Here is a 20,993-nt window from a genome sequence, read left to right on the forward strand (position 1 = left end):
CGCCCGCAAGCCCGCCGCCCGGCGGGCTTTGCCTTTTTACCGCTGCGCGGCCAGCATGTAGTCCAGCGCCATGTTCGACAGCGCACGCACGCCGTAGATCAGCGCCGACTCATCCGCGTAGAACAGCGGCGAGTGGTTGTTGGGCGCGGTGTTCGGGTCCTTGTCCCGGGGCGTCACGCCCAGGTAGAAGAACATGCCGGGCGCTTCCTGCTGGTAGAACGAGAAATCCTCCGAGGCCGAGGACTTGGGCTGCAGGCCGAAGTTGCCCGGGCCGGCCACGCGCTCGAGCGTGGGCGCCATCTTCGCCACCAGCGCGGGCGGGTTGACCACGGCGTTGTACAGCTCGACCACCCTGACCTGGGCCTTGGCGCCCGAGCTTTCGGCGATGTGCTCGGCGGTGTTGGCCAGGCGCTTGTGGATGTCCTTCTTCATGCCTTCGTCATAGGTGCGGATGGTGCCGATCATCGAGACCTTGTCGGGAATGATGTTCATGCGGTTGCCGCCGTGGATGGCGCCCACCGTCACCACGGCCGGCTCCAGCGCGATGTTGGACTGGCGGCTGATGATGCTCTGGATGCCGGTGACGATCTGCGCGCTGGCCACGATCGGGTCGATGCCCGACCAGGGGCGTGCGCCGTGCGTCTGCTTGCCCGTCACATCAATCCAGAACTGGTCCACCGCCGACATGGCCGGGCCCGGGCGCCAGGCGATCCAGCCCGCGGGATAGGCGCTCGACACATGCAGGCCAAAGACCGCATCGACCTTGGGGTTCTGCATCACGCCTTCCTTGACCATCTGCTTGGCGCCCCAGATCTTCTCGCCGTCGGGCTCGAAGGTGGCGGGCGATTCCTCGGCCGGCTGGAAGATGAACTTCACGCTGCCGGGCAGCTGCTCCTTCATGCCGGCCAGCACCTCGGCGGTGGCCATGAGCATGGCGGTGTGGGTGTCGTGGCCGCAGGCGTGCATCACATCCACCTCCTTGCCCAGGTACATGCCCTTGGCCTTGGAGGCGAAGGGCAGGTCCACCTGCTCCTTGACCGGCAGCGCATCCATGTCGGCGCGCAGCGCCACCACCGGGCCGGGCCTGCCGCCCTTGAGCAGGCCGACCACGCCGGTCACCGCCACGCCGGTCTTCACCTCCATGCCCAGCTTGCGCAGGTGCTCGGCCACCAGCGCGGAGGTGCGGCTCTCGAGGTTGCCCAGCTCGGGGTGCTCGTGGATGTCGCGGCGCCAGGCGATGAGCTTTTGCTCGATGGCCTTGGCACGCTCGTCGATCTGCGCATGCAGGGCCTGGGCAGCCTGCGCCGGGGCGATCGTGGCGGATGCGGCAGGCGTTGCAGGTGCGGCCGGCGTGGCCGGGACTTGCGCGTGCGCCGTGCCGGCCGCGAGCGCGGCGGCCAGCGCCAGCTGCTTGAGATGGGGGACGATTGCCATGGTGCGGGTTCTCCTCGAAAAACAAAGGCGGCGATGCTAGCAAGCATTGCCTGCCAGCCGTGCCGCATCGGAGACTGCGCCCAGCGCTCGGCGAAACGGGCCCGGCGCCGCGCTCAGGCCGGGCGTTCGAAGTCGCCTCGCACGAGCCCGCGCAGGCTGGCCTCGTAGCGGCCGGGGTCGCTGCCCAGGCCCTGCGAGGCATCGCGGGCGGCCCGCAGCACGCTTTGGCAGGCGGCCTGCATCGCGTCGGGCGATGACAGCCTTTCCCTCGGGCCGGACAAGGCGATCGCGCCCTGCAGCTCGCCGGTCACCGCGAACACCGGCGCGGACACCGAGGCCGTGTCCGGATCGCGCTCGCCGTAGGAGACGGCCCAGAGCCGCTCGCGGATGCGCTGGCCCACCTCGCCAGCAAGCGCCGCGGACGCGCTGAAGGCGCTCAGCACCTTGCCGGATGCGCCCTGGGCGATCGGGTATTCCTGGCCGATGGCGACCGAGGCCCGGATGGAGCGGGCCGGCTCCACCCGGAACAAGGCAATGCGCGCCGCGCCATGGCGCACGTAGAACGACGCGGTCTCGCCGCTTTCGCTGCTCAAGGCCTTCAGCACGGGCTCGATCACGTGGCCGACCTGGAAGGAGCGCTGGTAGATGGTGGCCAGGCGCAGCGGCTGCGGCCCGATGGCGTACTGCCCATCGGCCAGGCGGCGCACGAAGCCGCCATGCTCCAGCGCCGACAGCAGCCTGAGCACCGTGCTCTTGTACAGGCCGGTGCGGCGCGACAGCTCGGCCATGGACAGCCGCTCGTCCATCGGGCCGAAGGCGGCCAGCAGCGCGAAGGCGCGGTCAAGTACGGCCACTCCACTCGATTCGGGAGATGCGGGTTCTGGTGCTGCGGGCATGGCTTGCGAAATCAATCAGGGAAACGAGCACGCAGTGTGGCATGGCGCCCGGGCGCGGCAGCCCAACCCGCCCACAAGCCGGCCGCCGCACCAGGGTTAGTACCCATTTTTCTGGAAAAAAATCTCTTTATAGTTCCACTTGACAGATCAGAGTTCTATTAGATAGAACAACAAAGAGACATCGACCCTGAAATCGCCCATGAGCAACTACCTGCCGGTACGCAATGCATGGCTTGCCCTGCAACAGGAGGACATCCTGGAGCCGGACCTGCCCATCGTCGACGCCCACCACCACTTCTACGACCGCCCGGGCTGGACCTACCTGGTAGATGAATACCTCGCCGACATGCGCAGCGGCCACAACCTGCGTGCCTCGGTCTATATGCAGGCGCTGACGCGCTATCGTCCCGGGGGCGCCGAGGCGTTCAAGCCGGTGGGCGAAACCGAATTCGTGCTGGCCTCGGCCCGCGCCCTCGATGGCTCGGCGCCCCGGGTGGCGCAGGCCATCGTGGGCCATGCCGACCTGCGCCTCGGCGCCGCGGTGCGCGAGGTGCTGCAGGCGCATCTGGATGCGGGGCAGGGGCGCTTTCGGGGCATTCGCCACCTGAGCGCCTGGGATGCGCAGCCCGCGCTCGTCAACCCGCTGTCGGCCGCGCCGCGCGGGCTGCTGCTGGAGCCGGCCTACCGCGAAGGCGTGGCGCAACTCGCCGCGTTGGGCCTGTCGTACGACGCCTGGCTGTTCTTTGCGCAGCTGCCCGAGCTGCTGGAGCTGGCCCGGCGCTTCCCCGGCCTGCCCATCATCGTCAACCACTGCGGCGGCATCGTGCGCATCGGCGCCTATGCGCAACACCAGCCCGAAGTCTTCGCCACCTGGTCGCGGTCCATGCGCGAGCTGGCCGCCTTGCCCAACGTCTACGTCAAGCTGGGCGGGCTGGGCATGCGCATCAACGGCTTCGGCTTCGAGCAGGGCGAGCTGCCCCCGAGCTCCCGGCAGCTGGCCGACACCTGGAAGCCCTGGATGCACACGCTGATCGAAGCCTTCGGCGCCGAGCGCTGCATGTTCGAGAGCAATTTCCCGGTGGACAAGGGCTCGTACAGCTATGCCACCGGCTGGAACGCATTCAAGCGCCTGGCCGCCGGCGCCAGCGCCAGCGAGCGCCAGGCGCTTTTCTCAGGCACCGCCAGCCGCGTCTACCGGCTCGGCTGATCTTCACCACCCCGGCTTCAACTTCCCCAGGAGACAAGCATGCAGATCCGATCCATCCTCGCGCACGGCGCCATCGCGCTCGGCGTCGGCCTTGGCCTCGCGGCCACGGGCAGCGGCGCCCAGGCGGCCTATCCGGACCACCCGATCAAGCTGGTCGTGCCCTTTCCCCCCGCGGGCGGCACCGACGTGCTGACGCGGCTGGTCGCCAACGAGGTGACGCTCAAGCAGCAGTGGAGCTTCGTGGTCGACAACAAGCCCGGCGCGGGCGGCAACATCGGCCTGGAGGCGGTTGCCAAGGCCAAAAAGGACGGCTACACCCTGGGCGCAGGCCAGACCGCCAACCTGGCCATCAACCCGGCGCTGTACACCAGGATGCCCTTCGATGCCGGCAAGGATTTCGCGCCCGTGATCCTGCTGGCCTCGCAGCCCGTGGTGCTGGTGGTCAAGGCTGGCTCGCCCATCAAGACGCTGGCCGATCTCAAGTCCCAGGCGCAGGCCCGGCAGCTGACGATGGCGTCCGCCGGAACCGGCACGGTGGGCCATGTGGGCGGCGAGATGTTCGCCAAGCGCGCCGGCATCAAGGTGCTGCATGTGCCCTACAAGGGGGCGGGCCCGGCCACCACCGACCTGCTGGGCGGCAACACCGACATCTATTTCGCCACGCCGCCCAGCGTGCTTTCCCTGATCAAGGCCGGCAAGCTGCGGGCGGTGGCGGTCACCTCGCCCGGGCGGCTGGAGGTGCTGCCCGAGGTGCCCACGGTTGCCGAATCGGGCTATCCGGGCTTCGTGGCGGAAGACTGGAAGGCGCTGGTCGCCCCCGCCGGCACTCCTGCCGAGGTGATTGCACAACTCAACCAGGCCATGAACGACGCCCTCGCGCGCCCCGATGTCATTGCCCGCCTGCGCGACGAAGGCAGCGTGGCGCGCGGCGGCACGCCCGCCGAACTCGGCGCCCTGCTCAAGAGCGAGCAGGCCCGCTGGGGTGCGGCCGTACGCGATTCCGGCGCCAAGCTCGATTGATCCCACTGGAGACACTTCCATGCCATTGCATACCACCCGCCGCCGCCTTCTCCTGGCCGGCTGCGCCTGCGCATTCGGCGCCCCCGCCCTGGCACAGGGCAGGCCCATCAGCATCATCGTGCCCTACTCCCCGGGCGGCAGCGCAGACATCGCCACCCGGGTGATTGCCCAGTTCGCGGCACCCGGCGTCGGCGCGCCCATGGTCGTGGAAAACCGCACCGGCGGCGGCGGCGTGGTCGGCTGGAGCGCGGCCTCGCGCGCCGCCCCCGACGGGCACACGCTGCTGGCGCTCGAGCTGTCATACGCGATTGCCGCCGGCCTGCTGCCGAACCTGCCTTTCGATCCGCGCAAGGCCTTTGTCCAGGTGACGACCGCGGTCAAGGTACCCCATGTGCTGGTGGTCAATCCCGCGGTGCCGGCCAAGAGCGTGCAGGAGTTCATTGCCCTGGCCAGGGCCCGGCCCGGCAAGCTGAACTATGGCTCGGGCGGCAATGGCACCAATACCCACCTGGCCGGCGAGCTGTTCAAGAGCGTGACCGGCACCGACATCGTGCATGTGCCCTACAAGGGCGCGGGCGCGGTGCTCGCCGACCTGATGAGCAACCAGGTGCAGGCGCTGATCACCTCGGTGCCGACCGCGCTGGCGCACATCCGGGGCGGCAAGCTCAGGGCGCTGATGGTGACGGGCGCCGAGCGCAACCCGCTGCTGCCCGGTGTGCCAAGCGCCAAGGAGGCCGGCATTCCCCAGATGGACATGGACTACTGGATCGGCATCGGCGCGCCGGCGGGCACGCCCCAGGCGGTCGTCGACAGGCTCAGCCAGGCCATCGACGCATCGCTGCTGCAGCCCGAGGCCCGCAAGAAGATCGCGGACATGGGTTTTACCGTGGTTGCCAACACCCCCGCCCAGGCCGCACAGTTCGTGGCCAGCGAAATCCAGCGCTGGAGCGCTGTCATCCAACAGGCAGGCATCAAGCCTGAATAAGCATGGCCATCCAACCTCTGAAAGGCGTGCGCGTCCTCGATCTCACCAATGTGCTCGCCGGCCCGTTCTGCTGCCACCAGCTGGCGCACATGGGCGCCGACGTGATCAAGGTCGAGGCCCGGCTGTGCGGCGACCTGGCGCGGCAGCTGGGTGCGGACGTGGAGCTCAACCGCGGCAACATGGGGGTTTCCTTCCTGGCGCAGAACCCAGGCAAGCGCTCGATCACCCTGGACCTGAAGAAGCCCCGGGCCAAGGAGGTGTTCCGCCGCCTGGTGCGCACGGCCGACGTGGTGGTGGAGAACTTCCGCCCCGGCGTGATGGACCGGCTGGGCCTGGGCTACGAGGCGCTGCGCGAGGCCAATCCCCGGCTGGTCTACTGCGCGATCTCGGGCTTCGGCCAGTCGGGCCCGCTGCGCGACCTGCCGGCCTACGACCAGATCATCCAGGGCATGGCGGGCGTGATGAGCATCACCGGCACCGAGGACTGCGCCCCGCTGCGCGTGGGCTATCCGATAGCCGACACCATCGGCGGCATGACCGCCGCCTTCGCGGTGGCCGCCGCGCTGGCCGACCGCCAGCGCAGCGCAGGCGTGTTCATCGACGTGTCGATGCTGGAGGCCACCATGGCGACCATGGGCTGGGCGGTGTCCAACTACCTGGTCGCGGGCCGCGAGCCGGCCCCCATGGGCAACGACAACGTCACCGCCAGCCCCTCGGGCACCTTCAGGACGGGCGACGGGCTGCTCAACATCGCGGCCAACAAGCAGGAGCAGTTCGAGGCCGTCTGCCAGGTGCTGGGCCATCCCGAGTGGGCCGGCGACGAGCGCTTCGCCGACCGCTTCGCGCGCCTGAAAAACCGCGACGCGCTCAAGGCCCTGCTGGAGCAGGCGATGCAGCAGGGCTCGACCGAGCACTGGTGGCAGGCGCTCAACGCCGCGGGCGTGCCGGCCGGCCCGGTCTATTCGGTGCCGCAGGTGCTGCAGACGCCGCAGATCGCCACGCGCGGCATGGTAGCCACCTACGAGAACGTGCCGGGCGTGGGGCGCGACGTGCGCCTGCTGCGCACCGGCTTCAAGCTCAACGGCGAGGCCCCCTCGGTCGCCTCGCCGCCGCCGCAGCTGGGCCAGCATACCGACGAGGTCCTCGCGGACCTGGGCTATGGCGCGGCAGACATCGACTCGTTGAAACAGGAGCAGGCAGTATGACTGGCAGGACCGTAGAAGCAGTGCAGCAGGGCGTGAGCGACTGGTGGCGCACCTCGATCATCGAGATGCGCCCGGGCATGATCCGCTACCGCGGCTATGCCATCGAGGAGCTGATCGGCAAGCTGAGCTTCGCGCAGATGATCTGGCTGATGACGCGCGGCGAGCTGCCGACCGAGGGCCAGGGCCGGCTGCTCGATGCGGCGCTGATGGCGGCGGTCGACCACGGCCCGCAGGCGCCCAGCATCGCGATCGCGCGCATGGCCGCGACCTGCGGCGTGGGGCTGAACAATGCCATGGCCTCGGCGGTGAACGTGCTAGGCGACGTGCACGGCGGCGCCGGCGAGCAGGCCGTGGCCATGTACGAGCACATTGCCGCGCTGCAGGACGGGGGCGCGGCGCTGCCGGATGCGGTGCGCGCCGGCCTGGAGCAGGCCGTCGAGCTGCATGGCAAGTTCGTCTCGGGCTTCGGCCACCGCTTCCACCCGGTGGACCCGCGCGCGCCGCGCCTGCTGGAGCTGGTCGACGCGGCGGCGCGCCAGGGCGTGGTCGGCGGCCGCTTCGCGGCCATCGGGCGCGCGGTGGAGGATGAGCTGGCGGCGCGCAAGGGCGGGCGGCGCATCCCGATGAACATCGACGGCGCGACCGCGGTGATCTATGCGGAGCTGGGCTTTGCGGCCCCGCTGGCGCGCGGGCTGTTCTGCCTGTCGCGCTCCGTGGGTATCCTGGCCCATGCCTGGGAGCAAAGCGGCCAGGGCGGGCGCAACAAAGGGCCGATCCCGCGCGAATACCTCTGGAGCTACGACGGCCCGGGCCCGCGCGAGCTGCCCGGGCGCGGCACGCCCGCTACGCCTTGAGCACCGCCTGGCCGCCCATGTAGCGGCGCAGCGGCTCGGGCACGGTCACCGAGCCGTCGGCGTTCTGGTAGTTCTCCAGCACCGCCACCAGGCAGCGGCCCACCGCCAGGCCCGAACCGTTGAGCGTGTGCACCAGCTCGTTCTTGCCCTGCGCATTCTTGAAGCGCGCCTGCATGCGCCGGGCCTGGAAGGCCTCGCAGTTGCTGACCGAGCTGATCTCGCGATAGGTGTTCTGCGCCGGCAGCCACACTTCCAGGTCATAGGTCTTGGCGGCGCCAAAGCCCATGTCGCCGGTGGACAGCAGCACCACGCGGTACGGCAGGCCGAGCTTTTGCAGCACCTGCTCGGCATGGCGGGTCATCTCCTCCAGCGCCTCGTAGCTGCGCTCGGGGTGCACCACCTGCACCATCTCGACCTTGTCGAACTGGTGCTGGCGGATCATGCCGCGGGTGTCGCGGCCGTAGCTGCCGGCCTCGGAGCGAAAGCACGGGCTGTGGGCGGTGAGCTTGATGGGCAGCTCGTCCTCCGCCAGCACGGTGTCGCGCACCAGGTTGGTGAGCGGCACCTCGGCCGTGGGAATCAGGTACAGCGCCGCGTTGTCGGGCACCGGCTCGGCGTCCTGCCCGCCCTTCTTGGCCGCGAACAAATCGCCCTCGAACTTGGGCAGCTGGCCCGTGCCCTTGAGCGAATCGCTGTTGACGATATAGGGCACGTAGCACTCGGTATAGCCGTGCGCCTCGGTCTGCAGGTCGAGCATGAGCTGGGCCAGTGCCCGGTGCAGGCGCGCGATCTGGTGCTTCATGACCGTGAAGCGCGAGCCGGTGATCTTGGTGCCGGCGTCGAAATCCAGCCCCAGCGGCGCGCCCACGTCCACATGGTCCTTGACCTCGAAGTCGAACTGGCGCGGCGTGCCCCACTGGCGCACCTCGACGTTGGCCGCCTCGTCGGCCCCCACCGGCACGCTCTCGTGCGGCAGGTTGGGCACGGCGGCCAGCATCGCGGCCAGCTCGGCCTGGATCTGCTCCAGCCGCGCGGCGGAGCCATCGAGCTCGGCCTTCATCTGGTTGACCTCGGCCTTGGCGGCCTCGGCGGCGTCTTTCTCGCCCTTGCCCATCAGCGCGCCGATCTGCTTGGACAGTTGGTTGCGCCGGCTTTGCAGCTCCTCGGTGCGGGTCTGGATGGTCTTGCGCTCGGCCTCCAGCGCCGTGAACGCCGCCACATCCAGGAAGGACTGGGGATTCTTGCGCGTTTGCAGGCGCGCGACCACCGAATCCAGGTCTTTGCGAAGCAACAGAATATCGAGCATGGAGAAAGCCTTTGAAGTTTTTTATAGCATCTGGCGCATGGTATACGCCATTTTCAATATGAAATCACCTGCATTTGCTTGTATACCAAGCGCCAGCAGCTATCAAAATAGGGTTTATCGATTCAGCGCCCCGTCTCCGGGGATCGGGCCGCGATCTGCAGCCCGCCGACATCGATCTTCAAGCCCTTGGGCAGCGGGAACTTGACGGTTTCCTGGATGCCGTCCATCTTGCGCACCGACACCGCGCCCAGCGCCTTGAGCCGGTCGATCACCTGCTGCACCAGCACCTCGGGCGCCGAGGCGCCGGCGGTGAGCCCCACGCGCGCGGCGCCCTCGAACCACTGCGGCTTTATCTCGTCGGCGCTGTCCACCATATAGCCCGGCGTGCCCAGCTTGACCGCCAGCTCGCGCAGCCGGTTGCTGTTGGAGCTGGTGGGGCTGCCGACCACGATCACCAGGTCGACCTGCGGGCTCATCAGCTTGACCGCGTCCTGGCGGTTCTGCGTGGCATAGCAGATATCCTGCTGCTTGGGCTCGCGGATGCGCGGAAAGCGCGCCTTCACCGCGGCGGTGATCTCGGCCGCGTCGTCCACGCTCAAGGTGGTCTGCGTCACCACGGCCAGCCGCTCGGTCTGCGCGGGCAGCACGCGGGCCACGTCGGCCACGTCCTCGACCAGGTGGATGCCGGCGGAAAGCTGCCCCATCGTGCCCTCGACCTCGGGATGGCCCTTGTGGCCGATCATGATGAACTCGTAGCCCTCCTTGGCCAGCTTGGCGACCTCGACATGCACCTTGGTCACCAGCGGGCAGGTGGCGTCGAACACCTGAAAGCCGCGCGCTGCCGCCTCGGCCTGTACCGCCTTGCTCACGCCGTGGGCCGAGAAGATCAGCGTCGCGCCGGGCGGCACCTCGGCCAGGTCCTCGATGAAGATCGCGCCCTTGGCCTTGAGATCGTTGACCACGAAGGTGTTGTGCACGATCTCGTGGCGCACGTAGATCGGCGCGCCGAACTTCTCTATCGCCCGCTCGACGATCTCGATCGCCCGGTCCACCCCCGCGCAGAAACCGCGCGGCTCGGCCAGCACGATGTCCTGGGGCTCGCTCATAGCACCCCGATCAGCTTGACCTCGAAGGTCACCGGCTGGCCGGCCAGCGGGTGGTTGAAGTCGAACAGCACCGCGCCGTCGCCCCCTGCCCCATTGCGCACCTGCTGCACCACGCCCGCATAGGTGCCCGTGCCGTCAGGCGTGGGAAACTGCACCACGTCGCCGGCCAGGTACTGCTCGTGCGGATCGCCCAGCTCGTCGAGCAGCTTGCGCGCCACCCACTGCTGCATGTCGGGGTTGCGCTCGCCGAAGGCCTGGCCCGCGGGAATCTCGAAACTGGTATGCGCGCCCTCGGGCAGGCCGATCAGGCACTGCTCCACCGCGGGCGACAGCTCGCCCGCGCCCAGCGACAGCGTGGCCGGCTTGCCCTCAAAGGTGTTGATCACATCGCCGGCCGGCCCGGCCATGCGGTAGTGCAGCGTGAGGAACGAGCCGGCTTGCACCACCGGCGCGTCGGGCGAAACGGGCGAAACAAAGGCCGTCGAGCTTGTCATGAAAATCCCTATAAACTGGCCGCTATTGTAAAAAGCCTGGGCATTCCCCTACGCATTGCCTCTGCGATAGGCCCAAGACGTTTCCATGAAGCAACTCCCCCCGCAAGCCCGCCCGCGCGAAAAGCTGCTGGCCCGCGGCCCCGGCGCGCTCAGCGATGCCGAGCTGCTGGCCATCCTGCTGCGCACCGGCATGGCCGGCAAGGGCGTGCTGCAGCTGGCCGCCGAGCTGCTGGCGCCGCGCGGCGAGGCCCAGGGCAGCGCGGGCTTTGGCGGCATCGCCGGGCTGCTGCAGGCCAGCCTGGCGGATCTCAGCAGCATCAAGGGCCTGGGCCCGGCCAAGCGCGCCGAGCTCATGGCCGTGCTAGAGCTGGCCCGCCGCGCCATGGCCGAGCAGTTGCGCCAGCGCCCGGTGCTGGACGGCGTCGACACCGTCAAGACCTATGTGCAGCTGCACCTGGCGCACCGCGCGCACGAAGTATTCGCGGTGCTGTTCCTCGATGCGCAGCACCGGCTGATCGCGCTCGAAGAGCTGTTTCGCGGCACGCTCACCCACACCAGCGTCTACCCGCGCGAAGTCGTCCTGCGCGCGCTGCACCACCACAGCGCGGCCCTGATCCTGGCCCACAACCACCCCAGCGGCCAGGTGCAGCCCAGCGCGGCCGACCGGCAGCTGACCCAGACCCTGCGCTCGGCGCTGGCGCTGGTGGATGTGCGCGTGCTCGACCATGTGATCGTCGCGCCGGGCGCCGCGCTGTCGATGGCGCAGGAAGGCCTGCTGTGAGCCGGCCCGCCACGCTGCGCGACCTGCGCCAGCTGCGCCAGGCCCTGGGCGCCCAGCAGCAGCGCGCCGCCGCCGAGAAAAAGCTGCGCCAGCAGCAGCGCGAGGCCGCGCTGGCCCAGGCCGAGCGCGACCGCCAGCTGTTTCGCCGCGCGGTCGGCGCGGTGCGCCCGCTGCGCCACGCCAACCGGGCGCGGCTGGCCGCCGAGCCGCCCGAGCCCCTGCCGCTGCAGCACTGGCTGGACGAGGAGCGCGCGCTGCAGGAAAGCATGAGCGACGCCTTCGACGCCAGCACCCTGCTCGACACCGACGACCAGCTCAGCTTTCGCCGCCCCGGCATAGGCCGCGACGTGGTGCACAAGCTGCGCGCCGGGCACTGGAGCATCCAGCGCCAGATCGACCTGCACGGCCTGCGCACCGACGAGGCCCGCGACCAGCTCGGCGCCTTCATCCGCCAGGCCCACCGCCACGGGCTGCGCTGCGTGCGCGTGGTGCACGGCAAGGGCCTGGGCTCGCCCGGCCGCACGCCGGTGCTCAAGAGCCGCGTGCACGGCTGGCTGGTGCAGAAAAACGAGGTGCTGGCCTTTGTGCAGGCCCGCCCGGCCGAAGGCGGCGCCGGCGCGCTGGTGGTCCTGCTGCGCCCGGCACTGCCGGCCGGCGAAGCCGCGCGGCGCCTGGCCGAAAGCAGCGGCGAGCCGCCGGATACGCCCAGCGCCACGGCCACTGCAGCCACCGATGCGGCCCAAGCCCGCCTGGCCAGCCAGGCCCGGGCCCTGGCCCGGCAGCTGGCATCCGCCCGGCGCAAGCCCGGCGCGGCGCATTGAGCGCAGGCCCGCCCCGGCCTTGGCGGCTGCTGCCTACGGCAGCATTCCCGCCAGCTCGGCCTGCATCGCCACCTTGCGCACCGTCTGCGAGGTATTCAGGCGCCCGGTGTCGATCACGAAGTGCGCGGTCTCCTGGTACAGCGGCGCGCGCTGCGCCAGCAGCTCCTTCAGCCGGACGAGCGGGTCGGCGCCCTGCATCAGCGGCCGCGTCGTATCGTGGCGCAGGCGCCGGGCGATGTCTTCCGGCGCGGCCTGCAGGTAGAACACCGTGCTTTGCTCGTGCAGCAGGCGCCGGTTCTCCTCGCGCAGCACCGCGCCGCCGCCGGTCGACAGCACGCAGCCCTGCTGCTGCAGCAGCAGGCTGCGCAGCACATCGGTCTCCACATCGCGGAAGGCGCTCTCGCCATGGCTCTCGAAATAGCTGCGGATCGAGCCCCCCAGCGCATCCTCGATCGCGTGGTCCGAATCGACGAATGGCAGCCGCCACTTGCGGGCCAGCTGGCGTCCGACGGTGGACTTGCCGCAGCCCGGCAGGCCGATGAGGGTGATGATGGGAAGCATGGGGATTCGAGAAAAGGCCAAGCCCCGATGATAGGGGCTATGCGGGCCGGCCCGGGAAAAGCCGGCACGGCCGGGGCCCGCGAGGGGTCGTGCTGCACCCCTACTCAGGCTTGCGGCACTGCGGGCTCAGCCGGCGCAACGGACAAGCGCATGCCCAGCGCATGCAGCACAGCAAGCAGCGTCTTGAGCGTCGGGTTCCCCGTTGGCGACAGGGCCTTGTAGAGCGCTTCGCGGGCGATGCCCGCCTCCTGGGCGACCGCCGCCAACCCGCCATAGGCCTCGGCCACATCGCGCAGCGCGAGCAGGCCGACGGCGCGATGCTCCGGGCCGTCCAGCGCTTCGAGCGCGGATTTCAGGTACTCCAGCGCAAAGCCTCGATCGGCACGCAGCTCGGCAATGGTAGCTTCGCTATGGGAGACCGAGGCAGCATGCCTGCGATTGCTCATGTGCTTCTCCGTTTCCAATCAAGCCAATATTCCTTGGCCCGTTTGATGTCTGCATCCTGCGAGCGTTTGTCGCCGCCACACAGCAGGATGACCAGCTCCGCGCCATGCCGGCCGAGATACACGCGATAGCCGGGGCCAATGTCCTCACGCAACTCCAGAACGCCTTCGCCAACCGCCTTGATGTCCCCCAGGATGCCCAAGGACACTCGACGAAATCGGATTTCGAGCTTGGCCCGAACCCGGGCATCCCGCAGATTGGCCAGCCATTCGGTCAGAGGAACCGCCCCATCCACTTGCTGGTATCGCCGTACATGGATCAGCATCATGGCTCACACCCATTGTAACTTATAAATCACAATCATGTGATTGCAGCGTAGTGGGCGCATGTGCCAGGGTCGGCACCGCCTGTCGTGTCTTATGCTCTCTCATGCCCCCTCCTATTCAAGACTCCCCCGCTCGGAAATCATCTTGGGCGTGATGAACACCAGCATCTCCCGCTTTTCCGATTCGCGGGTCTCGCTCCTGAACAAATGGCCGAGCACTGGCAAGTCGCCCAGCAGCGGTATCTTGTTGCTGGACTGGGTTTCCTGCATCTCGAAGATGCCGCCGATCACCACGGTGCCGCCGTTTTCCACCAGCACCTGGGTCTTGATGTGCTTGGTGTCGATGGCGGGCACGCCCATTGCGGTATCCGTGCCCCTGGAGTCCTTGGCCACGTCCAGCTCGAGGATGATGCCGCCCTCGGGCGTGATCTGCGGCGTCACCTCCAGCTTCAGCACCGCCTTCTTGAACTCCACGGTCGTGGCGCCGTTCTGGGCGGACGAGGTATAGGGAATTTCCGTGCCCTGCTCGATCAAGGCCTTGGTCTGGTCGGCGGTGATCAGGCGCGGGCTGGAGATGATCTTGCCCTTGCCATCCGCCTCCATGGCCGACAGCTCCAGCGACAGGAAGCGGTTGGCCGCCGCATTGAAGATGGACAGGGCAAAGGTTCCGGCGGCGGGCGCGCCCGACAGCATCGCCGGCAGGTTCACGAAATGGCCGCTGCTGCTGGTGCTGCCGCCCATGCCGCTGCTGGCCACCGCATTGTCGTAGCTGGTGCCGAAGGCGATGCGGTTGCCGCCGCCGATGCCATGGCCGCCTTCGCCGCCGCGGTTGGCCCGCAGGTCGGCACCGCCCAGGCGCACGCCCAGGGCGCGGCCGAAGGTGTCGCGGGCCTCGACGATGCGCGCCTCTATCATCACCTGGCGCACCGGGATGTCCAGCCTGGCGAGCAGCTTCCTGAACTCCTCGATCTTCGGCGCGATATCGGTGACGAAGATCTGGTTCGTCCGGGGCTCGGCCATGACCGAGCCCCGCGGCGAAAGAAAGCGGCCGCGGCCGGCCGCGCCCTCGCCCGCCAGCTGCCGCGCCAGCGCCGCCGCCTTGGCATAGTTCAGCTGGAACGCCTCGGTCTGCAGCGGCTGCTTCTCGGCGACCTTGGCGGCGGCGTCCAGCTCTTTCTGCAGGCGCGCGTCGATCTCGTCCCTGGGCGCAATCCACAGCACGTTGCCCGATCTGCGCATGCCCAGGCTTTTCGCATCGAGCACGATCTGCAGCGCCTGGTCCCAGGGAACCTGCTTGAGCCGCAGCGTCAGCGAGCCGCCGACCGTATCCGAGGCCACGATGTTGAAGCCTGTGAAATCGGCGATCACCTGCAGCAGCGCGCGGACCTCGATGTCCTGGAAGTTCAGCGACAGCCTCTCGCCGCTGAACGAGCCGCCCGCCTCCAGGCGATGGGGGTCGACGCGCCGCTGGCGCACCTCCACCACGAACTGTGCATCGCGCTGGTAGGCGCTGTGCTCCCATTCGCCGCTGTTGTCCAGCTCGATGCGCGTGCCCGCTGCACCCCGGGTGGCACTGACCATGCGCACCGGCGTGCCGAAATCCCCCACGTCGAGCCGGCGCCGCAGGCGCTGCGGCAGCGCGACCTGCGGCAGATCCAGCACCAGGCCGCCGGCCTGCCGGGCGATGCTCACGGCGGCGCGGTCATGGGGCAGCGCCAGGATCAGCCGGCCGGCGCCGTCGGCGCCGCGCCGGAAATCCAGGCCGGCGAGCTCGTCCACCGGCGGTGCGTCGGGGCTGGCGCTTTCCGCGCCCTGCAGCGAGACCAGCAGATCGCCGCCCTCGATGCCGATGGCAAAGCCGGCGCTGTTCTTCAGGTTGAGCACGATGCGCGCCCTAGAGCCGGCCTGCGCCACCTGGATGGAGCGCAGATTGCCCCGGTTGACCTCGATCCTGCCGGCCCCCAGCGCATTGCGGTAACCCGGCAGGTCCAGCACCACCCGGGGCGGGTCGTCGATGAAAAAGCCCTGCGGCTTTTCCAGCAACCGGCCGTCGGTTTCGATCCTGACCAGGTCCACGCCATCGCGCAGGCTGGCGGCAATGCGGGTGATCTCCGCCGCCAGCGCCTGGGCCGGCAACAGCGGCATGGCCAGCAAGGCCATCCAGGCCACGCGGGTCCGCAGCTTGGCACGCTTCGTCATCTGGCCTCCTGCAGCGGCAGCACTGCCTCCCGGTGCACCCATTCGCCCAGGCTATTCTGCACGGTCTCGCGCAGGCTCAGCGCGTGCTCGGCAATCTGGATCACCTTGCCGTGGTTCTGGCCCATGTGCATGCCCTCGGCCACCTGGTGGATCAGCCCGCCGTGCCGCACCAGGGCCACGCGGCTGCCGCGCTTGTCCAGATAGCCCACCATGGAGAAGCTGTCCAGCGGATAGGCTTCCAGCGGCTGCGCTTTGCGCGGACGCGGCGCGGCCGGCAACCCCGCGGCTGCGCGGCCGTGCGGCGGCCCCGCCAGGCGCTGTGGGCTGAAAGGGTCCGGCGCCTGCGCGGCCCGATAGTCTTGCGGCCGGAATTCCCTGGGTGGATCGATAGGCGGGATGGATGAAGTGGGCAGGACAGGCATGGCCGGCCCGGTGGAGCTTGCGGCGGCGGCCTGCTGGCGGGCGCGCTCTTGCTCGTCCAGATGGCGAAAAGCGCGCACCGAGGCTTCCATGGTGAGCATGCCGCTGTCCCTGGCGCCCGGCGCCAGGGACAGATCGGCGAGGGCGACGATGCGGGGCAGCCTGGCGATATCCGCCGCGAACCCTGCGAGATCGTGGTATTTGCCGTGGACCCGGATGGCGATCGGCAGCTCTGCATGGTGCTGCCCGAGCAGCTCCTGCCCCGGCCGGAAAAGCTCGAACTGCAGGCCGCGCCCCCTGCCGGCCTGGGTGATGCCGGACAGCAGCGCGGCCATTTCCGCCCTGCCCGGCAGCTGCTCCTCCAGCTGCCGCACCTGGCGCCAGGCCTGCTCGCGCTGCGCTTGCAGCGCTTCGAGCGGCGCGGCCTGGCGTGCGTGCTCGCGACAGCGTTGCTGCAGCTCGGCTGCCTGCGCCCGCCCGGCCTGCAGGCTGGCCGCAAGATCGCCCAGGTGCGCCAGCCAGGCCAGGGCGATAACCGCGGCGGCCGTCAGCGCCAGCACCAGCGCCCGGGGCAGCGCCGGCCAGGCCGAGGGATCGTTGCGGTCCAGCCTGGCGAACTGCTGCTGGACCAGCCACGCCCAGCGCTGGGCAGGCCCGCCGCTAGCCACGGGAGTCCTCCGGCTTGCGAAGCGGCCCGGATTCGCCGGCGCGCAACAGCTGCATGCGCAGGCTGAAGCCGGCCCGCGCCGTCCCCCGCTCTAGCTTCTCCACCTCCACCAGCTCCACCAGCTCGGGCCGGGACAGCCAGGGCGCGCCGCTGGCCAGCCCGTCCAGCAGCTGCGACACCCGTTCGCTGGATTGCGCCACGCCGCGGATCTGCACGGTTTGCCCGGCCTGCTTCACGCTGTCCAGGTAGATGCCTTCGGGCAGCCGCAGCGCCAGCTGGTTGAGCAGCTGCACGGGCAGGTTGCGCTCGGCCTGCACATCCTCCACCGCTTGCTGGCGGGCGCGCAGCGCGGCGATCTCCTGGCCGATCCGGGCGATGCCGGCCACCCTGGCATCCAGCGCCTCGATTTCCGCGCCCAGATGCGCGTTGCGCGCCTGCTGCCGGCCAATCTGGTGCCGGTAGGCGAGATCCATGCCCGCGCTGCCCAGCAGGCCGCCCAAGGCGGCGCCCGCCAGGGCCAGCTTGAAGGCTTGCTGGCGCCTGCGCCGGGCCCGCTCGCGGTGGGGCAGCAGATTGATGAGGATCATGCGGCAAACCTGCGCAAGGCCAGGCCGCAGGCCGTCAGATAGCTGGCGCTGCCCGCATCGCCGCGGCGATTGCCCGGCGCGCCGCGCAGCGCCATGCCGTCGAACGGATTGGCCACCGCGGCGGGCAGCCCGGTGGCCCGGGCGATGGCCGGCGCCAGGCCGCCGAGTGCGGCGCCGCCGCCCGCGAGCAGGACCTGGTCGATCCGGCGGTAGGGCGTGCCGCTGAAGAAGAGCCGCAGCGCGCGCCGCAGCTGCTCGGCAACGGTCTCGACGAACGGGCGCAGCACGGCCGCCCCATAGTCCGGCGGCAGGCCGGCGCCGCGCTTTCTTTGCTCCGCCTCCTGCTCGGACCAGCCGTAGCGGCGCATGATCATGCGCGTCAGCTGGCCGCCGCTGAACGCCTGGTCGCGCTCGTGGAGCAGCTCGCCGTTGCGCAGCACCTGCAGGGAAGCGGCCCGCCCGCCGATATCCACCAGCGCCACCAGCGCATCGCGGCCCTGGTGCGGCAGCCGGCCGATCAGGCGCTGCGCGGCCAGGGCCGAGGCATTGGATTCGAGTTCGATCGCGACCGGCCGCAGCCCCGCGGCCTCGGCCAGGCCCTGGCGGTCCTCGACCATCTCCTTGCGGGCGGCGGCGATCAACACCTCCACCTCGCCCGCCACGCCTGCGGCAGGCCCGATGACGCAGTAGTCGAGCGCCACCTCGTCCAGCGAAAACGGCAGGTATTGGCTGGCCTCGGACTCGGCCTGGAACTCCATTTCCAGCTCGGACAGGCCAGCGGGCAGCGTGGCCCGCCGCTGGATGACCGCCGAGCGCGGCAGCGCCAGCGCCGCCCGCCGAGTGCGGCTGCCGCTTTTGCCGACCAGCCGGCGCAAGGCATCCGCCACCTCGTCGAAGCGCTCGATGCCGGCGCCGCTCACCCAGCCCGGCTCCAGCGGCGCCTGCGCGCAATGCAGCACGGTGCAGCGGCCGCCAGTGCCGCGCGCAAGCTCCACCAGCTTGATGCTGGTGGTGCCCACATCGATGCCAAGCAACGCCGGTGGCTGCCGCTGAAACAGCGACATCATGGTCTCCCCCTCTCTATCTATCTGTTTTTATTGAAAACCCCACTCCAGCGGCATGCTATCAGCATGCCTGGCCGCAAGCAAAGCAATACGCTACGATCTGTATCTGCGCCGGGCGGCTAAATTGGTAAGAATCATTGGGTTACGCCGCGCCGGGCTCGCAATTCATGCCGACGTGATAGCATGCGCCCCTTATGCACGCATCCCCAGACGGCCTGACACGATGACCACCGACAAGGCCAATCCCCGCAAGTCCTCCAAGCCCAGCGCATCGCTCGGGGGCAAGATTCTCAAATTCTTCGCAACACTGGCCGGCCTGCTGGCCGGCTGCGCGCTGGCCGCGGTGCTGGTCGTGGGCGTGGGGCTGGCCATGGCCTACCCGAACCTGCCCGACGTATCGCAGCTGGCCGACTACCGCCCCAAGCTGCCGATGCGGGTCTACTCGTCCGAAGGCGCGCTGCTGGGCGAGTTTGGCGAAGAGCGCCGCAACCTCACGCCGATCGCCGAGATCCCCAAGGTGATGGTCGATGCGGTGCTGGCCATCGAGGACACGCGCTTCTTCGAGCACAGCGGCGTGGACTACAAGGGCATGCTGCGCGCGGTGCTGGCCAACCTGGGCCGGGTCAAGAGCCAGGGCGCATCCACCATCACCATGCAGGTGGCGCGCAACGTCTACCTGTCGTCGGAGAAGACCTATACCCGCAAGATCTACGAAATCCTGCTGACGCTCAAGCTCGAACACTCGCTGACCAAGAACCAGATCCTGGAAATCTACATGAACCAGATCTACCTGGGCAACCGCGCCTACGGCTTCTCGGCGGCCTCGGAAACCTATTTCGGCAAGCCGCTCAAGGACATCTCGGTGGCCGAAGCCGCCATGCTGGCCGGCCTGCCCAAGGCCCCCTCGGCCTACAACCCCATCAGCAACCCCAAGCGCGCCCGCATCCGCCAGCTGTACATCATCGAGCGCATGGAGGAAAACGGCTTCATCTCGCACGCCGAGGCCGAAAAGGCCCGCGGCGAGCCGCTGCACCTGCGCTCCAGCTATGCCGACAACCAGGTGCATGCCGAATACGTGGCCGAGATGGCGCGCCAGCTGATCTTTGCCCAGTACGGCAGCGAGGCCTACACCCGCGGCCTCAACGTCTACACCACCCTGGTCGCCAGCGACCAGAACGCGGCCTACGATGCGCTGCGCGACGGCATCATGAACTATGAGAAGCGCCAGCACTACCGCGGGCCGGAAAAGTTCATCAACCTGCCCCAGGACCCGCAGGAGCGCGACGATGCCATCGACGAGGTGCTGGCGCAGCGCCCCGACAACGGCAACATCCTGTCCGCCGTGGTGCTGTCGGCCACGCCGCGCAAGCTGGTGGTCACCCGCTCGGACGGCGACCCGATCGAGATCACCGGCGATGGGCTCAAGCCCGCGCAGTCGGGCCTGAGCGACAAGGCCCCGCCCAACCTGAAGCTGCGCCCCGGCGCGGTGGTGCGCATCATGGAGACCGCGAAGAAGACCTGGGAAATCACCCAGCTGCCCGAGGTGGAGGGCGCCTTCGTGGCCATGGACCCGGCCACCGGCGCGATCAAGGCCCTGGTCGGCGGCTTCGACTTCGACAAGAACAAGTTCAACCATGTGACGCAGGCCTGGCGCCAGCCGGGATCGAGCTTCAAGCCCTTCATCTACTCGGCGGCGCTGGAAAAAGGCTTCACCCCGGCCACCATCATCAACGACGCGCCCATCTCCTTCCCCGGCTCCACCGGCAGCCAGCCCTGGGAGCCCAAGAACTACGACGGCCGCTTCGACGGCCCGATGACCATGCGCACCGCGCTGGCCAAGTCCAAGAACCTGGCCACCGTGCGCATCATGCAGGCCGTGGGGCCCAAGCGCGCGCAGGAATGGATCACCCGCTTCGGCTTCGATGCCGACAAGCACCCGCCCTACCTGCCGATGGCGCTGGGCGCGGGCTCGGTCACCCCGATGCAGATGGCGGCGGCATATTCGGTGTTCGCCAACGGCGGCTTGCGGGTCAACCCGTACCTGATCGCCAAGATCACCGACTACCGCGGCCGGGTGCTGTCCGAATTCACCGCGCCACCCCCAAGCGAGCTGCCCCGCGCGATCGATGCGCGCAACGCCTTCATCATGGGCTCGATGCTGCAGGAAGTGGCCCGCAGCGGCACCGCGGCGCGGGCCCAGGCCATGCTCAAGCGCCCCGACATCTACGGCAAGACCGGCACCACCAACGATGCGATGGACGCCTGGTTCGCCGGCTACCAGCCTACGCTGGTGGCCATCACCTGGATCGGCTACGACACGCCGCGCAACCTGGGCAGCCGCGAGACCGGCGGCGGGCTGAGCCTGCCGGTGTGGATCAGCTTCATGAGCCATGCGCTCAAGGGCGTGCCGGTCACCCAGCCCACGGCGCCGCCCGGCGTGGTCAATGCCGGCGGCGAGTGGTACTACGAGGAATACGCCCGCGGCGGCGTGGCCAGCGTGGGGCTGGACAGTGCCCCCGCCTCGTCGGTGCCGCCACCCGCGCCCGAGGAGCGCAACAAGATCCTGGACCTGTTCAGGAACTGATACCGCTTCGTCTGCAAAGCGCCAACGACCAAG

General features: G+C 69.2%; 19 protein-coding genes and 1 pseudogene. 8 read left to right on the forward strand and 12 right to left on the reverse strand.

The annotated features are described in order from the left end of the window. Positions 1–36 precede the first annotated feature (36 nt). Complete coding sequence (locus tag ACODRX_RS14180) at positions 37–1,434, reverse strand: amidohydrolase (protein WP_488872164.1); 1,398 nt, start codon at positions 1,432–1,434, stop codon at positions 37–39. A 113-nt stretch (positions 1,435–1,547) separates the two neighbouring features. Next, entirely contained in the window at positions 1,548–2,330 is a 783-nt protein-coding gene (locus ACODRX_RS14185; RefSeq protein WP_488872165.1) for an IclR family transcriptional regulator, read from the reverse strand. Between the two features lie 199 nt (positions 2,331–2,529). Between ACODRX_RS14185 and ACODRX_RS14190 the strand changes: the two genes are divergently transcribed. From ACODRX_RS14190 to ACODRX_RS14210, 5 genes are read left to right on the forward strand one after another with little or no spacing between them, the layout of a single operon-like run. After that, complete coding sequence (locus ACODRX_RS14190; RefSeq protein ID WP_488872166.1) at positions 2,530–3,537, forward strand: amidohydrolase family protein; 1,008 nt, start codon at positions 2,530–2,532, stop codon at positions 3,535–3,537. A 39-nt stretch (positions 3,538–3,576) separates the two neighbouring features. Next, on the forward strand, positions 3,577–4,557 hold the full coding sequence (locus ACODRX_RS14195) for a Bug family tripartite tricarboxylate transporter substrate binding protein (protein WP_488872167.1): 981 nt from the start codon (positions 3,577–3,579) through the stop codon (positions 4,555–4,557). A gap of 19 nt (positions 4,558–4,576) precedes the next feature. Then, positions 4,577–5,542, forward strand: coding sequence for a Bug family tripartite tricarboxylate transporter substrate binding protein (locus ACODRX_RS14200; protein WP_488872168.1), 966 nt, complete (start codon positions 4,577–4,579; stop codon positions 5,540–5,542). A gap of 2 nt (positions 5,543–5,544) precedes the next feature. After that, positions 5,545–6,747: a CaiB/BaiF CoA transferase family protein gene (locus tag ACODRX_RS14205; RefSeq protein WP_488872169.1), complete on the forward strand. Its 1,203-nt coding sequence runs from the start codon at positions 5,545–5,547 to the stop codon at positions 6,745–6,747. Next, positions 6,744–7,601, forward strand: a complete 858-nt coding sequence (locus ACODRX_RS14210; protein ID WP_488872170.1) for a citryl-CoA lyase — start codon at positions 6,744–6,746, stop codon at positions 7,599–7,601. The genes ACODRX_RS14205 and ACODRX_RS14210 overlap by 4 nt, the downstream gene beginning before the upstream one ends. Here the strand turns inward: ACODRX_RS14210 and serS are convergent. The 3 genes from serS to ACODRX_RS14225 all read right to left on the reverse strand — a co-directional run bounded on the left by serS (position 7,591) and on the right by ACODRX_RS14225 (position 10,507). Further along, the gene (gene serS, locus ACODRX_RS14215; protein WP_488872171.1) at positions 7,591–8,907 is read right to left on the reverse strand and encodes a serine--tRNA ligase; all 1,317 of its coding nucleotides are present in this window, start codon (positions 8,905–8,907) and stop codon (positions 7,591–7,593) included. The genes ACODRX_RS14210 and serS overlap by 11 nt on opposite strands. Before the next feature lie 122 nt (positions 8,908–9,029). Continuing rightward, entirely contained in the window at positions 9,030–10,013 is a 984-nt protein-coding gene (gene ispH, locus ACODRX_RS14220) for a 4-hydroxy-3-methylbut-2-enyl diphosphate reductase (RefSeq protein ID WP_488872172.1), read from the reverse strand. Beyond that, entirely contained in the window at positions 10,010–10,507 is a 498-nt protein-coding gene (locus ACODRX_RS14225; protein ID WP_488872173.1) for an FKBP-type peptidyl-prolyl cis-trans isomerase, read from the reverse strand. Before ACODRX_RS14225 ends, ispH begins: the two co-directional genes overlap by 4 nt. Positions 10,508–10,592: 85 nt before the next feature. Between ACODRX_RS14225 and radC the strand changes: the two genes are divergently transcribed. Beyond that, positions 10,593–11,288 (forward strand): RadC family protein, encoded by a 696-nt coding sequence (radC, locus tag ACODRX_RS14230; protein ID WP_488872174.1) that lies wholly within the window; start codon positions 10,593–10,595, stop codon positions 11,286–11,288. Next, positions 11,285–11,929, forward strand: a pseudogene (locus ACODRX_RS14235) (Smr/MutS family protein); the annotation flags it as partial. The gene radC and the pseudogene ACODRX_RS14235, both read left to right, overlap by 4 nt. Before the next feature lie 213 nt (positions 11,930–12,142). On the opposite strand, the gene ACODRX_RS14240 reads toward ACODRX_RS14235, so the two are convergent. From ACODRX_RS14240 to pilM, 7 genes are all read right to left on the reverse strand, one after another. Beyond that, the gene (locus tag ACODRX_RS14240; RefSeq protein WP_488872175.1) at positions 12,143–12,670 is read right to left on the reverse strand and encodes a shikimate kinase; all 528 of its coding nucleotides are present in this window, start codon (positions 12,668–12,670) and stop codon (positions 12,143–12,145) included. 104 nt (positions 12,671–12,774) lie between these two features. Beyond that, positions 12,775–13,116 carry an addiction module antidote protein gene (locus ACODRX_RS14245; protein WP_488872176.1) on the reverse strand — a complete coding sequence of 114 codons (342 nt, stop codon included), beginning with the start codon at positions 13,114–13,116 and terminating at the stop codon, positions 12,775–12,777. Continuing rightward, positions 13,113–13,442 (reverse strand): type II toxin-antitoxin system RelE/ParE family toxin, encoded by a 330-nt coding sequence (locus tag ACODRX_RS14250; protein WP_488872177.1) that lies wholly within the window; start codon positions 13,440–13,442, stop codon positions 13,113–13,115. Before ACODRX_RS14250 ends, ACODRX_RS14245 begins: the two co-directional genes overlap by 4 nt. A gap of 111 nt (positions 13,443–13,553) precedes the next feature. Further along, the gene (locus ACODRX_RS14255) at positions 13,554–15,638 is read right to left on the reverse strand and encodes a type IV pilus secretin PilQ (protein WP_488872178.1); all 2,085 of its coding nucleotides are present in this window, start codon (positions 15,636–15,638) and stop codon (positions 13,554–13,556) included. Beyond that, positions 15,635–16,726: a pilus assembly protein PilP gene (locus ACODRX_RS14260; protein ID WP_488872179.1), complete on the reverse strand. Its 1,092-nt coding sequence runs from the start codon at positions 16,724–16,726 to the stop codon at positions 15,635–15,637. Before ACODRX_RS14260 ends, ACODRX_RS14255 begins: the two co-directional genes overlap by 4 nt. After that, positions 16,719–17,312 (reverse strand): PilN domain-containing protein, encoded by a 594-nt coding sequence (locus ACODRX_RS14265; RefSeq protein ID WP_488872180.1) that lies wholly within the window; start codon positions 17,310–17,312, stop codon positions 16,719–16,721. Before ACODRX_RS14265 ends, ACODRX_RS14260 begins: the two co-directional genes overlap by 8 nt. Next, positions 17,309–18,379, reverse strand: a complete 1,071-nt coding sequence (gene pilM, locus ACODRX_RS14270; protein WP_488872181.1) for a type IV pilus assembly protein PilM — start codon at positions 18,377–18,379, stop codon at positions 17,309–17,311. The genes ACODRX_RS14265 and pilM overlap by 4 nt, the downstream gene beginning before the upstream one ends. Positions 18,380–18,599: 220 nt before the next feature. Between pilM and ACODRX_RS14275 the strand changes: the two genes are divergently transcribed. Further along, on the forward strand, positions 18,600–20,960 hold the full coding sequence (locus tag ACODRX_RS14275; protein WP_488872182.1) for a penicillin-binding protein 1A: 2,361 nt from the start codon (positions 18,600–18,602) through the stop codon (positions 20,958–20,960). Positions 20,961–20,993 lie beyond the last annotated feature (33 nt).

The organism is Comamonas sp. FG99 (assembly GCF_057808605.1).

What these genes read in the sequence shown, in the direction of transcription:
- ACODRX_RS14180 (WP_488872164.1), bottom strand. Translation starts at nt 1,434, where the DNA reads ATGGCAATCGTCCCCCATCTCAAGCAGCTGGCGCTGGCCGCCGCGCTC.
- ACODRX_RS14185 (WP_488872165.1), bottom strand. Translation starts at nt 2,330, where the DNA reads ATGCCCGCAGCACCAGAACCCGCATCTCCCGAATCGAGTGGAGTGGCC.
- ACODRX_RS14190 (WP_488872166.1), top strand. Translation starts at nt 2,530, where the DNA reads ATGAGCAACTACCTGCCGGTACGCAATGCATGGCTTGCCCTGCAACAG.
- ACODRX_RS14195 (WP_488872167.1), top strand. Translation starts at nt 3,577, where the DNA reads ATGCAGATCCGATCCATCCTCGCGCACGGCGCCATCGCGCTCGGCGTC.
- ACODRX_RS14200 (WP_488872168.1), top strand. Translation starts at nt 4,577, where the DNA reads ATGCCATTGCATACCACCCGCCGCCGCCTTCTCCTGGCCGGCTGCGCC.
- ACODRX_RS14205 (WP_488872169.1), top strand. Translation starts at nt 5,545, where the DNA reads ATGGCCATCCAACCTCTGAAAGGCGTGCGCGTCCTCGATCTCACCAAT.
- ACODRX_RS14210 (WP_488872170.1), top strand. Translation starts at nt 6,744, where the DNA reads ATGACTGGCAGGACCGTAGAAGCAGTGCAGCAGGGCGTGAGCGACTGG.
- serS (WP_488872171.1), bottom strand. Translation starts at nt 8,907, where the DNA reads ATGCTCGATATTCTGTTGCTTCGCAAAGACCTGGATTCGGTGGTCGCG.
- ispH (WP_488872172.1), bottom strand. Translation starts at nt 10,013, where the DNA reads ATGAGCGAGCCCCAGGACATCGTGCTGGCCGAGCCGCGCGGTTTCTGC.
- ACODRX_RS14225 (WP_488872173.1), bottom strand. Translation starts at nt 10,507, where the DNA reads ATGACAAGCTCGACGGCCTTTGTTTCGCCCGTTTCGCCCGACGCGCCG.
- radC (WP_488872174.1), top strand. Translation starts at nt 10,593, where the DNA reads ATGAAGCAACTCCCCCCGCAAGCCCGCCCGCGCGAAAAGCTGCTGGCC.
- ACODRX_RS14240 (WP_488872175.1), bottom strand. Translation starts at nt 12,670, where the DNA reads ATGCTTCCCATCATCACCCTCATCGGCCTGCCGGGCTGCGGCAAGTCC.
- ACODRX_RS14245 (WP_488872176.1), bottom strand. Translation starts at nt 13,116, where the DNA reads ATGAGCAATCGCAGGCATGCTGCCTCGGTCTCCCATAGCGAAGCTACC.
- ACODRX_RS14250 (WP_488872177.1), bottom strand. Translation starts at nt 13,442, where the DNA reads ATGATGCTGATCCATGTACGGCGATACCAGCAAGTGGATGGGGCGGTT.
- ACODRX_RS14255 (WP_488872178.1), bottom strand. Translation starts at nt 15,638, where the DNA reads ATGACGAAGCGTGCCAAGCTGCGGACCCGCGTGGCCTGGATGGCCTTG.
- ACODRX_RS14265 (WP_488872180.1), bottom strand. Translation starts at nt 17,312, where the DNA reads ATGATCCTCATCAATCTGCTGCCCCACCGCGAGCGGGCCCGGCGCAGG.
- pilM (WP_488872181.1), bottom strand. Translation starts at nt 18,379, where the DNA reads ATGATGTCGCTGTTTCAGCGGCAGCCACCGGCGTTGCTTGGCATCGAT.
- ACODRX_RS14275 (WP_488872182.1), top strand. Translation starts at nt 18,600, where the DNA reads ATGACCACCGACAAGGCCAATCCCCGCAAGTCCTCCAAGCCCAGCGCA.